17 protein-coding genes are annotated in these 14,098 nt (G+C 60.5%); 14 read left to right on the top strand and 3 right to left on the bottom strand.

Annotated features, from left to right (window positions below; all coding sequences use genetic code 11):
• Window positions 1–45 precede the first annotated feature (45 nt).
• The 10 genes from ATH90_RS04695 (at window position 46) to hisC (ending at window position 8,050) form a co-directional block, all read left to right on the top strand.
• Window positions 46–855 (top strand): ATP-binding cassette domain-containing protein, encoded by an 810-nt coding sequence (locus ATH90_RS04695; protein ID WP_003171811.1) that lies wholly within the window; start codon window positions 46–48, stop codon window positions 853–855.
• Entirely contained in the window at window positions 855–1,652 is a 798-nt protein-coding gene (gene mlaE, locus ATH90_RS04700) for a lipid asymmetry maintenance ABC transporter permease subunit MlaE (protein ID WP_034102208.1), read from the top strand. The genes ATH90_RS04695 and mlaE overlap by 1 nt, the downstream gene beginning before the upstream one ends.
• Window positions 1,652–2,119, top strand: coding sequence for an outer membrane lipid asymmetry maintenance protein MlaD (gene mlaD / locus ATH90_RS04705; RefSeq protein WP_003171814.1), 468 nt, complete (start codon window positions 1,652–1,654; stop codon window positions 2,117–2,119). The genes mlaE and mlaD overlap by 1 nt, the downstream gene beginning before the upstream one ends.
• A gap of 11 nt (window positions 2,120–2,130) precedes the next feature.
• Window positions 2,131–2,778, top strand: a complete 648-nt coding sequence (locus ATH90_RS04710) for an MlaC/ttg2D family ABC transporter substrate-binding protein (RefSeq protein WP_034102210.1) — start codon at window positions 2,131–2,133, stop codon at window positions 2,776–2,778.
• Window positions 2,775–3,080 carry an STAS domain-containing protein gene (locus tag ATH90_RS04715; RefSeq protein WP_034102213.1) on the top strand — a complete coding sequence of 102 codons (306 nt, stop codon included), beginning with the start codon at window positions 2,775–2,777 and terminating at the stop codon, window positions 3,078–3,080. The genes ATH90_RS04710 and ATH90_RS04715 overlap by 4 nt, the downstream gene beginning before the upstream one ends.
• A 114-nt stretch (window positions 3,081–3,194) precedes the next feature.
• Complete coding sequence (locus tag ATH90_RS04720) at window positions 3,195–3,434, top strand: BolA family protein (protein ID WP_034102215.1); 240 nt, start codon at window positions 3,195–3,197, stop codon at window positions 3,432–3,434.
• A gap of 23 nt (window positions 3,435–3,457) precedes the next feature.
• Window positions 3,458–4,723: a UDP-N-acetylglucosamine 1-carboxyvinyltransferase gene (murA, locus tag ATH90_RS04725; RefSeq protein ID WP_034102217.1), complete on the top strand. Its 1,266-nt coding sequence runs from the start codon at window positions 3,458–3,460 to the stop codon at window positions 4,721–4,723.
• 185 nt (window positions 4,724–4,908) lie between these two features.
• Window positions 4,909–5,544 carry an ATP phosphoribosyltransferase gene (gene hisG, locus ATH90_RS04730; protein ID WP_003188599.1) on the top strand — a complete coding sequence of 212 codons (636 nt, stop codon included), beginning with the start codon at window positions 4,909–4,911 and terminating at the stop codon, window positions 5,542–5,544.
• 127 nt (window positions 5,545–5,671) lie between these two features.
• Window positions 5,672–6,994 (top strand): histidinol dehydrogenase, encoded by a 1,323-nt coding sequence (hisD, locus tag ATH90_RS04735; RefSeq protein WP_098465791.1) that lies wholly within the window; start codon window positions 5,672–5,674, stop codon window positions 6,992–6,994.
• A gap of 3 nt (window positions 6,995–6,997) precedes the next feature.
• Complete coding sequence (gene hisC, locus ATH90_RS04740; RefSeq protein WP_098465792.1) at window positions 6,998–8,050, top strand: histidinol-phosphate transaminase; 1,053 nt, start codon at window positions 6,998–7,000, stop codon at window positions 8,048–8,050.
• A 75-nt stretch (window positions 8,051–8,125) separates the two neighbouring features.
• Here the strand turns inward: hisC and ATH90_RS04745 are convergent, their stop codons facing one another.
• Together ATH90_RS04745 and upp are read right to left on the bottom strand one after the other, a co-directional pair.
• Window positions 8,126–9,400, bottom strand: a complete 1,275-nt coding sequence (locus tag ATH90_RS04745; protein WP_034102220.1) for a uracil-xanthine permease family protein — start codon at window positions 9,398–9,400, stop codon at window positions 8,126–8,128.
• A 2-nt stretch (window positions 9,401–9,402) separates the two neighbouring features.
• Window positions 9,403–10,041 (bottom strand): uracil phosphoribosyltransferase, encoded by a 639-nt coding sequence (gene upp, locus ATH90_RS04750; RefSeq protein ID WP_025856322.1) that lies wholly within the window; start codon window positions 10,039–10,041, stop codon window positions 9,403–9,405.
• A 164-nt stretch (window positions 10,042–10,205) separates the two neighbouring features.
• Here upp and ATH90_RS04755 point away from each other — a divergent pair, with 164 nt between their 5' ends.
• From ATH90_RS04755 to ATH90_RS04770, 4 genes are all read left to right on the top strand, one after another.
• On the top strand, window positions 10,206–10,763 hold the full coding sequence (locus ATH90_RS04755) for a hypoxanthine-guanine phosphoribosyltransferase (RefSeq protein ID WP_034102221.1): 558 nt from the start codon (window positions 10,206–10,208) through the stop codon (window positions 10,761–10,763).
• Window positions 10,764–10,766: 3 nt separating this feature from the next.
• Window positions 10,767–11,234, top strand: a complete 468-nt coding sequence (locus tag ATH90_RS04760; protein WP_034102222.1) for a WbuC family cupin fold metalloprotein — start codon at window positions 10,767–10,769, stop codon at window positions 11,232–11,234.
• Window positions 11,235–11,269: 35 nt separating this feature from the next.
• On the top strand, window positions 11,270–11,755 hold the full coding sequence (locus ATH90_RS04765) for a hypothetical protein (RefSeq protein WP_098465793.1): 486 nt from the start codon (window positions 11,270–11,272) through the stop codon (window positions 11,753–11,755).
• Between the two features lie 208 nt (window positions 11,756–11,963).
• A complete protein-coding gene (locus ATH90_RS04770; RefSeq protein WP_016976601.1) occupies window positions 11,964–12,251 on the top strand; it encodes a PA4642 family protein in 288 nt (95 codons plus the stop codon).
• A 69-nt stretch (window positions 12,252–12,320) separates the two neighbouring features.
• Here the strand turns inward: ATH90_RS04770 and mqo are convergent, their stop codons facing one another.
• A complete protein-coding gene (gene mqo / locus ATH90_RS04775) occupies window positions 12,321–13,829 on the bottom strand; it encodes a malate dehydrogenase (quinone) (protein ID WP_034102224.1) in 1,509 nt (502 codons plus the stop codon).
• Window positions 13,830–14,098: the final 269 nt, after the last annotated feature.

A 14,098-nucleotide genomic window follows, 5' to 3' on the forward strand; every position in this document is an offset into this window, starting at 1 on the left:
GCACGCGTGGTGTCTGAGTGAGAGGCTGCATCCCAAGGAGTTTAGATGAGTGCCGATAACGCCTACGCGGTCGAGCTGAAGGGACTGACCTTCAAGCGCGGGACGCGCAGCATCTTCAATAACGTCGATATCCGCATTCCGCGCGGCAAGGTCACGGGCATCATGGGGCCTTCCGGTTGCGGTAAGACCACCCTGTTACGCCTGATGGGCATGCAGCTGCGCCCCAGCGCCGGCGAAGTGTGGGTCAACGGCCAGAACCTGCCGACCCTGTCGCGCAGCGATCTGTTCGATGCGCGCAAGCACATGGGTGTGCTGTTCCAGAGCGGTGCATTGTTCACCGACCTCGATGTTTTCGAGAACGTGGCGTTCCCGCTGCGGGTGCATACTCAGCTGTCCGACGAAATGATTCGTGACATTGTATTGCTGAAACTGCAGGCGGTAGGCCTTCGCGGTGCCATCGATCTCATGCCCGACGAGTTGTCCGGTGGCATGAAGCGTCGTGTGGCCCTGGCGCGCGCCATCGCCCTCGACCCGCAGATCCTCATGTACGACGAGCCCTTCGTCGGCCAGGACCCCATCGCCATGGGCGTGCTGGTGCGCCTTATCCGCTTGCTCAACGATGCGCTAGGCATCACCAGCATCGTGGTTTCCCATGATCTTGCAGAAACCGCGAGCATTGCCGACTACCTGTATGTAGTGGGCGATGGCCAGGTGCTGGGGCAGGGCACGCCCGAAGAGCTGATGAACGCGGATAACCCGCGCATTCGCCAATTCATGACCGGCGATCCTGATGGCCCGGTGCCTTTTCATTTTCCGGCAGCGGACTACCGCTCAGATCTTCTGGGGAAGCGCTGATGCGCAAGACATCTCTCATCGAGAAGGTTCGCCTTTTCGGTCGCTCGGGCATCGACATTGTCGAAGTGCTGGGCCGCTCGACGATTTTCCTGTTCCACGCCTTGCTCGGCCGCGGTGGCATTGGCGGCGGCTTTGGCCTGCTGGTCAAGCAACTGCATTCCGTGGGCGTTATGTCCCTGGTGATCATCGTGGTCTCCGGGGTGTTCATCGGCATGGTGCTGGCGCTGCAGGGCTTTAACATTCTTTCCAGCTACGGTTCGGAGCAGGCCGTGGGGCAAATGGTTGCCCTCACGCTGTTGCGTGAACTGGGGCCGGTGGTCACCGCCTTGCTGTTCGCCGGGCGCGCAGGATCTGCACTGACCGCTGAAATCGGCAACATGAAGTCCACCGAGCAGCTGTCCAGCCTGGAGATGATTGGCGTGGATCCGCTCAAGTACATTGTTGCCCCGCGCCTGTGGGCCGGCTTCATTTCCCTGCCACTGCTGGCAATGATCTTCAGCGTGGTCGGTATCTGGGGCGGTTCGTGGGTGGCGGTGGACTGGCTGGGCGTCTACGACGGCTCCTACTGGTCCAACATGCAAAACAGCGTGACGTTCACTGGCGACGTGCTCAACGGCATCATAAAGAGCATCGTCTTCGCCTTTGTTGTCACCTGGATCGCCGTATTCCAAGGCTACGACTGCGAGCCCACCTCAGAAGGGATCAGTCGCGCCACCACCAAGACCGTTGTGTACGCCTCGCTGGCGGTACTGGGCCTTGACTTCATTTTGACCGCCTTGATGTTTGGAGATTTCTGATGCAAAACCGCACTGTGGAAATCGGTGTCGGCCTTTTCTTGCTGGCTGGCATCCTGGCTTTACTGTTGTTGGCCCTGCGAGTCAGCGGCCTGTCGGCCAGCCCCACCGCCGACACCTATAAACTTTACGCGTACTTCGACAATATCGCCGGTTTGACTGTCAGAGCTAAAGTGACTATGGCCGGTGTGACGATCGGCAAGGTCACGGCAATCGATCTGGATCGCGACAGCTTCACCGGCCGAGTGACGATGCAATTGGACAAGAAGGTAGATAATCTGCCGACCGACTCCACTGCATCTATCCTCACTGCGGGTCTGCTGGGCGAGAAGTACATCGGTGTCAGCGTGGGCGGGGAAACAGCCCTGCTCAAGGATGGCTCGACAATCCACGACACACAGTCGTCGCTGGTACTTGAAGACCTGATCGGTAAATTCCTGCTCAATACGGTCAATAAAGACGCCAAATGAGGAATCTGTACATGATCTCTACCTTGCGACGTGGCCTCCTGGTACTGCTTGCAGCGCTGCCGTTGATGGCCAACGCAGCAGGTTCTGCCCACGAGCTGGTGCAGGACACGACTAACAAGATGTTGGCTGACCTGTCGGCCAACAAGGAAAAGTACAAGCAAGATCCAAGTCAGTTCTACAACGCGCTCAATACCATTGTCGGTCCGGTGGTCGATGCCGAAGGCATCTCCCGCAGCATCATGACCGTCAAGTATTCGCGCAAGGCTACCCCGGCGCAGATGCAGGCTTTCCAGGAAAACTTCAAGAAAGGCCTGTTCCAGTTCTACGGCAATGCACTGCTTGAGTACAACAACCAGGGCATTACCGTTGCTCCAGCCGGCGATGAGTCGGGCGATCGCACCAGCGTGAACATGAGCGTCAAGGGCAACAACGGCGCCGTCTACCCTGTGCAGTACACGCTGGAGAAGGTCAACGGCGAGTGGAAGCTGCGTAACGTGATCATCAACGGCATCAACATTGGCAAGCTGTTCCGTGACCAGTTCGCCGATGCCATGCAGCGCAATGGCAACGACCTGGACAAAACCATCAATGGTTGGGCTGGTGAAGTCGCCAAAGCCAAGGAAGAAACCGATAAAGCTGCCGGGAAGCCAGCGCAATGACCGAGTCGGCTGTTCGTCTCGGCGATGCCGGCGAGCTGTTCCTCAGCGGCGTGCTGGATTACCGCACCGGGCCTGACCTGCGCAAGCAGGGCCAGGCACTGATCAAGACCAGCACCGCGCCCGCGTTGGTGCTGGATTGTTCGTCCGTGACCAAGTCCAGCAGCGTCGGCCTATCGCTGCTGCTGTGCTTCATGCGCGATGCTGAAGCCGTCAAAAAAACGGTCAGCATCCGGGCATTGCCCGAAGACATGCGTGAAATTGCCGAAGTTTCCGGTCTGACCGAGCTGTTGGCGCATCCTTAATACACACTATTAGAGAAGCCCCCCGTCAGAGTCCTGCTATGCGGGGTTCGCAGGCGCGGGGCTTTTTTGTATGATGTGCGACCCGCGCGCACTGGGCGCCGATAGAGGTTGAGCATGCAGGCCCTAGAAGTTAAGCGCTTTCTTGAAGGAAAGCTGCCGGAAACGACCGTAGAAGTTGAAGGCGAAGGCTGCAACTTCCAGCTGAACGTGATTAGCGATGAACTGGCGGCACTCAGCCCGGTCAAGCGTCAGCAGCAGATCTATGCCCATTTGAACCCGTGGATCACCGATGGCAGCATCCATGCGGTCACTATGAAATTTTTCAGCCGCGCGGCCTGGGCCGAGCGCACCTGAGCCCCCAAGGCGTCGAGATTCTTATGGATAAATTGATTATTACCGGCGGTGCCCGCCTTGATGGCGAGATTCGCATCTCCGGTGCAAAAAACTCTGCCTTGCCGATCCTGGCAGCGACCCTGCTGTGCGATGGCCCGGTCACCGTGGCCAACCTGCCGCACCTGCACGACATCACCACCATGATCGAGTTGTTCGGTCGCATGGGCATCGAGCCGGTGATTGACGAGAAGCTGGCCGTCGAAATCGACCCGCGCACCATCAAGACCCTGATCGCCCCGTACGAGCTGGTGAAAACCATGCGTGCGTCGATCCTGGTATTGGGCCCGATGGTTGCTCGTTTCGGCGAAGCCGAAGTCGCTCTGCCTGGCGGTTGCGCCATCGGCTCGCGTCCAGTTGACCTGCACATCCGTGGCCTTGAAGCCATGGGCGCGACCATCGACGTCGAAGGCGGCTACATCAAGGCCAAGGCGCCGGAAGGCGGTCTGCGTGGCGCCAACTTCTTCTTTGACACCGTCAGCGTGACCGGTACCGAGAACATCATGATGGCCGCTGCCCTGGCCAACGGCCGCAGCGTCCTGCAAAACGCCGCGCGCGAGCCGGAAGTGGTCGACCTGGCCAACTTCCTGATCGCCATGGGTGCCAACATCACTGGCGCCGGCACTGACACCATCACCATCGACGGTGTGAAGCGCCTGCACCCGGCTACCTACAAAGTGATGCCGGACCGCATCGAGACCGGTACCTACCTGGTTGCCGCCGCCGTCACCGGTGGTCGCGTCAAGGTCAAGGACACCGATCCGACCATCCTGGAAGCGGTCCTGGAAAAACTGCGTGAGGCCGGTGCCGAAATCACCACCGGCGAAGACTGGATCGAATTGAACATGCACGGCAAGCGTCCTAAAGCCGTCAACGTCCGTACCGCTCCGTACCCGGCGTTCCCGACTGACATGCAAGCGCAGTTCATTTCCTTGAACGCCATTGCCGAAGGCACCGGTGCCGTGATCGAGACCATTTTCGAAAACCGCTTCATGCACGTGTACGAGCTGCACCGCATGGGCGCGAAGATCCAGGTCGAAGGCAACACCGCTATTGTCACCGGTACCGAGAAACTCAAGGGCGCGCCGGTCATGGCGACCGACCTGCGTGCTTCGGCCAGCCTGGTGATCTCGGCGCTGATCGCCGAAGGCGACACCTTGATCGACCGCATCTATCACATAGACCGTGGTTACGAGTGCATCGAAGAAAAACTGCAGATGCTCGGCGCGAAAATCCGCCGCGTACCGGGCTAGTCCCTGCTGCTGAGAGCGCCTTCATTGGGATGAGCGGGGGCAAGCCCGCTCACCCCAGGAAGGTGCTTGCCGTTGAATAGGCGGTATGCTGAATGTGTTCCAAATCGAGGCTGTAATGGCCTCGATCTGTGTCTGGCGCCGTTTGCGACCGGACAGCAATAGCCTGATGAAGGACTGACGTTTCCATGTTGACCATCGCACTGTCCAAGGGCCGCATCCTTGACGACACTTTGCCGCTTCTGGCTGAAGCGGGCATCGTGCCGACCGAGAATCCGGACAAGAGCCGCAAGCTGATCATCCCCACGACCCAGGACGACGTGCGCCTGTTGATCGTGCGGGCTACCGACGTGCCGACCTACGTTGAACATGGCGCAGCCGACCTCGGTGTCGCCGGCAAGGACGTGCTGATGGAATACGGCGGCCAGGGCCTGTACGAGCCATTGGACCTGCGTATCGCCCTGTGCAAGCTGATGACCGCTGGCCGTGTCGGTGACGTCGAGCCCAAAGGCCGCCTGCGCGTGGCGACCAAGTTCGTCAACGTCGCCAAGCGCTATTACGCCGAGCAAGGCCGCCAGGTCGATATCATCAAGCTCTACGGCTCCATGGAGCTGGCGCCGCTGATTGGCTTGGCCGACAAGATCATCGACGTGGTCGACACCGGCAACACCCTGCGCGCCAATGGCCTCGAGCCCCAGGATTTCATTGCCGACATCAGCTCCCGCCTGATCGTCAACAAAGCATCGATGAAGATGCAGCACGCCCGTATCCAGGCGTTGATCGACACCCTGCGCAAGGCAGTGGAGTCGCGACACCGCGGTTGACTCACCTGCGCGGCCCTAGGTCGCGCCCGTCTATCCGCCTCATAGCCAGAATTCTCAGGTGCCCAAGCGGATCGACTGCTAACTTTCGGCGCCTGAGCATTTTTGCCAATCCTATGAGGCCCTCGCTATGACCACGTCCACTGCAATTGCCCGACTCAACGCTGCCGACCCGGATTTCTCCCATCATCTGGATCATCTGCTGAGCTGGGAAAGCGTGTCCGACGATTCGGTCAACGGGCGAGTACTCGATATCATCAAGGCCGTGCGCGAGCGCGGTGATGCGGCGTTGGTGGACTTCACCCGCCAGTTCGATGGCCTGGACGTCGCGTCGATGGCCGACCTGATTCTGCCCCGTGAACGCTTGGAGCTGGCCCTGACGCGCATTACTGCACCTCAGCGCGAAGCCCTGGAAATCGCGGCGGCCCGCGTGCGCAGCTACCACGAAAGACAGAAACAGGACTCCTGGAGCTACACCGAGGCCGACGGCACCGTGCTGGGCCAGAAGGTCACGCCACTCGACCGCGCTGGCCTGTACGTGCCGGGCGGCAAGGCGTCGTACCCGTCGTCGGTACTGATGAACGCAATCCCGGCCAAAGTGGCGGGCGTGACCGAAGTGGTCATGGTGGTACCGACCCCACGCGGTGAAATCAACGAGCTGGTGCTGGCTGCAGCCTGCATCGCCGGTGTCGATCGCGTGTTCACCATCGGCGGTGCCCAAGCCGTTGCCGCCCTGGCCTATGGCACTGAAAGCGTGCCGAAGGTCGACAAAGTGGTCGGCCCTGGCAACATCTACGTCGCCACCGCCAAGCGCCACGTGTTTGGCCAGGTGGGCATCGACATGATCGCCGGCCCTTCGGAAATCCTCGTGGTGTGCGACGGCCAGACCGATCCGGACTGGATCGCCATGGACCTGTTCTCCCAGGCCGAGCACGACGAGGACGCCCAGGCGATCCTGGTCAGCCCGGACGCCGAGTTCCTCGACAAGGTTGCCGCCAGTATCGATAAGCTGCTGCCGACCATGGAGCGCGCCGAGATCATCGAGAAATCGATCAATGGCCGTGGCGCGCTGATCCTCGTGCGCGACATGGAGCAGGCCATCGAAGTGGCCAACCGCATCGCGCCGGAGCACTTGGAGTTGTCCGTAGCCGACCCACAAGCCTGGCTGCCGTCGATTCGCCACGCAGGCGCGATCTTCATGGGCCGCCACACCAGCGAAGCCCTGGGTGACTACTGCGCGGGCCCGAACCACGTTCTGCCTACCTCTGGCACCGCGCGTTTCTCGTCGCCGCTGGGGGTGTATGACTTCCAGAAGCGTTCGTCGATCATCTTCTGCTCGCCGCAGGGCGCTTCCGAACTGGGCAAGACTGCCTCGGTGCTGGCCCGCGGTGAATCCCTGAGCGCCCATGCCCGTAGCGCCGAATACCGCATCCTGGAAGAGAAGGGGAACTGAGACATGAGCAAATTCTGGAGCCCTTTCGTCAAGGACCTCGTGCCTTACGTGCCAGGCGAACAACCCAAGCTGACCAAGCTGGTCAAGCTCAACACCAATGAAAATCCCTACGGCCCATCGCCCAAGGCGTTGGCGGCGATGCAGGCCGAGTTGAACGACAACCTGCGCCTGTACCCGGACCCCAACAGCGACCTGCTCAAGCAGGCCGTGGCCAAGTATTACGGGATCGATGCCGCCAAAGTGTTCCTCGGTAACGGTTCCGATGAAGTCCTGGCGCACATTTTCCACGGCCTGTTCCAGCACGATCTGCCGCTGTTGTTCCCGGACATCAGCTACAGCTTCTACCCGGTTTACTGCGGCCTTTATGGCATCAAGTCCGACCCGGTACCACTGGATGCGCAATTCCAGATCCGAGCAGCCGACTACGCCAAGCCCAACGGCGGGATTATCTTCCCCAACCCGAACGCGCCCACCGGCTGTGTGCTGGCGCTGGACGCGGTGGAGCAGATCCTCAAGGCCAGCCCGGACTCGGTAGTGGTGGTCGATGAAGCCTATATCGACTTCGGCGGCGAAACCGCCATCAGCCTGGTGGATCGTTACCCGAACCTGCTGGTCACCCAGACCCTGTCCAAATCGCGCTCACTGGCCGGTTTGCGCGTGGGCCTGGCCGTGGGGCACCCGGACCTGATCGAAGCGCTGGAGCGCGTCAAGAACAGCTTCAACTCCTACCCGCTGGATCGCCTGGCGATTGCCGGCGCTGCGGCGGCGTTCGAGGACCGTGAGTACTTCGAGAAGACGTGCCAGTGGGTGATCGACAGCCGCAACACGTTGGTCGCGCAATTGGAAGGCAAGGGTTTTGAAGTGTTGCCGTCGGCCGCCAACTTCATCTTTGCGCGTCACCCACAGCATGATGCTGCGGGCCTGGCGGCCACGTTGCGTGAGCAAGGGGTGATCGTGCGTCACTTCAAGCAGGAGCGGATTGCCCAGTTCCTGCGGATCAGCATCGGCACGCCGGAGCAGAACCAGGCGCTGATCAATGGGTTGGGTGAGCTCTAGGCTTCATTGACTGAATGGCCCCATCGCCGGCCTTGCCGGCGATGGGGCCATCAGCAACCCAGAAAGCCGACAGCCCTACAGCAGCGGCTCATCCGGCTTCTTGTTCTTCCAGCCATCATTGCCCGGCAGCAACAGGTTCAAACCGATCGCTACCACCGCGCACAGGGCGATGCCCTTTAGGCCGAAGTCATCCGGGCCGGTGCCGGTACCGACCAGTACACCGCCAATCCCGAACACCAGGGTCACCGACACGATCACCAGGTTGCGTGCTTCGCCCAGGTCGATCTTGTGGCGGATCAGCGTGTTCATCCCCACCGCGGCAATCGAGCCGAACAACAGGCACAGAATCCCGCCCATCACGGGCACCGGAATGCTCTGCAGCAATGCGCCGAACTTGCCGATGAACGCCAGGCTGATGGCAAACACCGCTGCCCAGGTCATGATCTTCGGGTTGTAGTTCTTGGTCAGCATCACTGCGCCCGTCACTTCGGCGTAAGTGGTGTTCGGCGGGCCGCCAAACAGGCCGGCGGCGGTGGTGGCAATGCCGTCACCCAGCAAGGTGCGGTGCAGGCCGGGCTTCTTCAGGTAGTCGCGACCGGTCACGCTGCCCACTGCAATCACACCGCCGATATGTTCGATCGCCGGGGCCAGGGCCACCGGGACGATGAACAGGATCGCTTGCCAGTTGAATTCCGGCGCGGTGAAGTGGGGCAGGGCGAACCAGGGGGCTGCGGCAATCTTCGCCGTGTCGACCACGCCAAAATAGAACGACATGGCAAAGCCCACCAGCACGCCGGAGATGATCGGCACCAGGCGGAAGATGCCCTTGCCGAACACCGCCACGATCAAGGTGGTCAGCAGCGCTGGCATCGAGATCATCATCGCCGTCTGGTAATGAATCAGCTCGGTGCCGTCACCGGCCTTACCCATCGCCATGTTGGCGGCGATCGGTGCCATGGCCAGGCCGATGGAGATAATCACCGGCCCGATCACCACGGGCGGCAGCAACCGGTCGATAAACCCGGTGCCCTTGATCTTCACCGCCAGGCCCAGGAAGGTATAGACGAAACCGGCCGCCATCACCCCGCCCATGGTCGCCGCGAGGCCGAACTGGCCCTTGGCGAGAATGATCGGGGTAATGAAGGCAAAGCTCGATGCCAGGAAGACCGGCACCTGTCGCCCTGTCACCACCTGGAACAGCAATGTGCCCAGGCCTGCGGTGAACAGTGCGACGTTTGGATCAAGACCTGTGATCAGTGGCATCAACACCAGCGCGCCAAATGCTACGAAGAGCATTTGTGCGCCAGACAGGATCTGGCGCCAAAGCGGGTCGTTGAATTCATCCTGCATGTTCACGCGTCCTTCTGCTTGGTGCCGAAGATCTTGTCACCGGCATCGCCCAGGCCTGGAATGATGTAGCCGTGTTCGTTCAGGCGCTCATCGATGGATGCGGTGTAGATCTGCACATCCGGGTGAGCCTTCTCGACGGCAGCAATGCCTTCTGGGGCAGCGACGAGGACCATGGCACGGATGTCACGGCAACCGGCTTTTTTCAGCAGGTCGATGGTGGCAACCATGGAGCTGCCGGTGGCGAGCATCGGGTCGATGATCATCGCCAGGCGCTCGTTGATTTCCGGGACGAGTTTTTCCAGGTAGGTGTGGGCCTGCAAGGTTTCTTCATTGCGGGCCACGCCCACGGCGCTGACCTTGGCGCCCGGGATCAGGCTGAGGACGCCTTCGAGCATGCCGATACCGGCGCGCAGGATCGGCACCACAGTGATTTTCTTACCGGCGATTTTCTCGACCTGGACGGGGCCGGCCCAACCAGGAATCTCGTAGCTCTCCAAGGGCAAATCCTTGGTCGCTTCGTAGGTGAGCAACGCTCCGACTTCCTGAGCAAGCTCACGGAAGTTCTTCGTGCTAATGTCGGCGCGGCGCATAAGGCCGAGCTTGTGTCGGATCAGCGGGTGGCGGATCTCGCGAGTGGGCATGGGAAAGGCTCCGGCGGCGGGCAAAAAAACCGGCCTAGATTAATCTATCCGAGGGTGTTGTCCTATAGACATCTAGTACGTTAGTCCATTAAGGCTTGCTCGGAGCGCACGAGAAGCGTACCTTCGCCCGCTTTTCTTGCCACAGCACCCCCTTGGAGAGCGCCATGTCCGCTGATCTCGAGCATATCCGTCAAATCATGCGCGAGGCTGACTGCCTGTACACCGAAGCGCAAGTCGAAGAAGCGATCGCCAAGGTCGGCGCACATATCACCCGCGAAATGGCCGACACCAACCCGGTGGTTTTCTGCGTCATGAACGGTGGCCTGATCTTCGCCGGCAAATTGCTCACCCACCTGCAATTCCCATTGGAGGCGTCGTACCTGCACGCCACTCGCTATCGCAATGAAACCACCGGCGGCGACCTGTTCTGGAAAGCCAAGCCGGAAGTCTCCTTCATCGATCGCGACGTGCTGATCATCGATGACATCCTCGACGAAGGTCACACCCTGGGCGCGATCATCGACTTCTGCAAACACGCCGGTGCGCGCAAAGTGCACACCGCCGTGCTGATCGACAAAGACCACGACCGCAAGGCCCGTCCGGACCTGAAAGCCGATTACGTGGGGCTGCCGTGCATTGACCGCTACATCTTCGGTTATGGCATGGACTACAAAGGCTACTGGCGCAATGCCAATGGGATTTTCGCCGTCAAAGGGATGTAAGCCATGGTCCGCTTTCTTGATCAGACGCTGTTTGCCGACCTGGCCGAGAAAGCGGCCGCCAGCCCTCGCGGTCGACACCACCACAACTTTCATCAGATGGAAGAGCCTTGCCATCGGCTGGCGGTGGGCCTGCAACCTGAGACGTATGTGCCGCCTCATCGGCACCTGAGCGCGGATAAGGCGGAAACGTTGTTGGTGCTCCAGGGCCGCTTGGGCTTGCTGGTCTTCAGCGAAACCGGCGAGGTGCTTGCCAAGCGCGTCATGCAGGCCGGTGGCGAGTGTGCGGGCGTCGATCTGCCACCGGGCGTGTTCCATGGCCTGGTGGTGCTGGAGCCCGACACGGTCATGTTCGAGTGCAAGGCCGGACCCTATCGTCCGGTCAGTGAGGGCGAACTGGCCGACTGGGCGCCCCGCGAAGGTGACGCCGGCGTGGCCGAGTACCAACGCTGGATGCTTGCCCAGTTCGATTGAGCTACAGTGCTGGGCTCATCTTGCCGGAGCAGCCCATGAGCTTGTTGACACGTATCGGCGCCGTCCTGGCGCTGACCCTCAGTTTGCCCCTGGCCGCCGCGCCTGCACCGATGCACAGCCAGTTCCTGCCCTCGGATGACCTCACCCTGCGTGCCGAAGCGCCGGACCAGCAGCAACTGCTGCAAGTCACCGAGTACACGGTGGTGGCAGGCAACCAGCGCCAATCCAGCCAGCAGCCGATTCCGGTGACCTCCCCGTTGATGATCCGCCTCAAGGGTAAGCCCCTGAACAAAGGCGCGAGCATCAACCAGGTGGTGCTCAACTTCGACGCTGAAAGCAAAAGCCTGAAAAAGCCGGTGTATGACGACAAGAGCAAGGTCCTGACCTTGTCCTACCCGGTGGCTCAGTATCGGGTGATTATCGACCTGCTGCGCAATGACACGGTGTATGTGCAGTTCCTCGGTTATGCCAATGGGCATATCTGGGCGGATTTGCATACCGGTGCGGTGCGCGCAAAGTAGTCAGGCGACGCAGATTCCGCTATGTGGATGCAATTGATGTGGGCGCTGGCTTGCCTGCGATAGCGTTATATCAGTGACAGAGGGGCCGCTTGACGCACCGCTATCGCAGGCAGGCCAGCGCCCGCAGGCATGTTTGGTTGTTTTCGAAGGGGGTGTCTGGCAGGTAGACTTCCTTTCCCGTGTAAATGTCTGCAGGCTGGAGTCGGTAATGCGTAAAGATAAGAAACAGGTGATTGGTGACGAGATCGGTGACGACCAGATCAAGTTGTTCCTGGACTTCGAGCCGGTCGACGCGACTTCACCGTCCTTGCACAAGCTGATCAAGGCCTACCGTGGCCTGCGTATCGACGATTTCGAACGGTTCTTGGGCTTCTTCAAGGAAGCTGGCCTGGACCTCGACGGCAAGGATGAGCACGGCCAGACCTTCGTCGACCTGATCAAGGACCAGCGTAACGCGGACGAGTACATCGAACTGATCGAAAACGCTCGCGGCTGATTATCCGAGACCTAAAAAAACGCCCCGTTCTCATCACGAGAACGGGGCGTTTTTTATTGCGTCATGACCTCAAGCGTAGCTTTCGGTCTCGGCGGCAGGTTCCACCAGCTCCAAGCTGATGTTGTTCTGGGTGTTGATCTTGCGGTACAACTCGGCATCCGTCTCGAGCACCTTTTCCCGTGCGGGGAAGATCTCGTGCAGTTTGGATGCCCACTCACCGGCAGCTTTGGCCGGGAAGCAGCGCTCGATCAGTTCCAGCATGATCGAAACAGTCACCGAAGCGCCCGGGGATGCGCCCAGCAGGGCTGCCAGCGAACCATCCTTGGCGGCCACCAGCTCGGTGCCGAATTGCAGCACGCCGCCTTTCTTCGGGTCTTTCTTGATGATCTGCACCCGTTGGCCGGCCACTTCCAGGCGCCAGTCTTCGGCTTTCGCCTCGGGGTAGAAGCGGCGCAGGGATTCCAGGCGCTGCTCCATCGATTGGCGCACTTCGCTGACCAGGTACTTGGTCAGGTCCATGTTGTCTCGCGCCACTGCCAGCATCGGGCCGATGTTGCCGGCACGAATCGACATTGGCAGGTCGAGGAACGAGCCGTGCTTGAGGAACTTGGTGGTGAAGCCGGCGTATGGCCCGAACAGCAGGGACTTCTTGCCCTCCACCACGCGGGTGTCCAGGTGCGGCACGGACATCGGCGGCGAACCCACGGCGGCTTGGCTGTAGACCTTGGCCTGGTGATGCTTGACCACTTCCGGGTTGTCGCAACGCAGCCATTGGCCGCTGACCGGGAAGCCGCCAAAGCCTTTGCTTTCTTCGATACCCGAGGCTTGCAGCAGCGGCAGGGCCGCGCCACCGGCGCCGAGGAACACGAACTTGGCGTCCACTTCACGGCTGTTGCCGCTGTTGACGTCCTTGATGCTCACGGTCCAGCCCGCGCCATTGCGCTTGAGGCCGGTGACACGCTTGCTGTACTTGACCTGGGCGTCCGGCGAACTGGTCAGGTGGTTCAGCAGCTGATTGGTCAGTGCGCCAAAGTTGACGTCGGTGCCGTTCATCACACGGGTGGCCGCGATTTTTTCGTCGAGCGGACGGCCCGGCATCATCAGTGGCATCCACTCGGCCATCTCGCTGCGGTCTTCGGTGTAGTGCATGTCCGAAAACGCGTGATGCTGGCTGAGGGTTTCAAAGCGCTTCTTGAGGAAGGACACGCCTTTTTCGCCTTGCACGAAGCTCAGGTGCGGCACCGGGCTGATAAAGGACTTGGACGAGCCAAAGGTGCCCTTTTTGGTCAGGTACGCCCAGAACTGCTTCGACACCTCGAACTGGGTGTTGATGTGCACGGCTTTCTTGATGTCGATGGAACCATCGGCAGCCTGCGGCGTGTAGTTCAGCTCACACAGGCCGGCGTGGCCGGTACCGGCGTTGTTCCACGGGTTGGAACTTTCCGCGGCACCCGAATCCATCAGCTCAACGACTTCCAGCTTGAGGCCGGGGTCGAGCTCTTTGAGCAGTACGGCCAGGGTGGCACTCATGATGCCGGCCCCTACCAGTACTACGTCGACTGCTTCGTTATGCGCCATTTAACGCGTCTCCAAAATCTGCAGCACCAAATTGACGGCATGGCTGCCAGGAGTGACGGGGCGGTTCACGTGTTGCCCCAGGTTACCCATGGCCAGGATCGCCATGTCCGATTCGCAATTCTTTGCAACTTCAGCACACGCTTCCTGCCGGGCTAATCTGCCTATGAACGCATTCATGGGCGCCTGTGGCAATTCGACTTATGGTCAAAGCGTGTGATTCGTGCAACCAATCCGTAGCGGACAGGCTCAAGCTCCGGTTTTTGAGGCGT

The organism is Pseudomonas lurida (assembly GCF_002563895.1).
GTDB classification, from domain to species: Bacteria; Pseudomonadota; Gammaproteobacteria; order Pseudomonadales; family Pseudomonadaceae; genus Aquipseudomonas; species Aquipseudomonas lurida.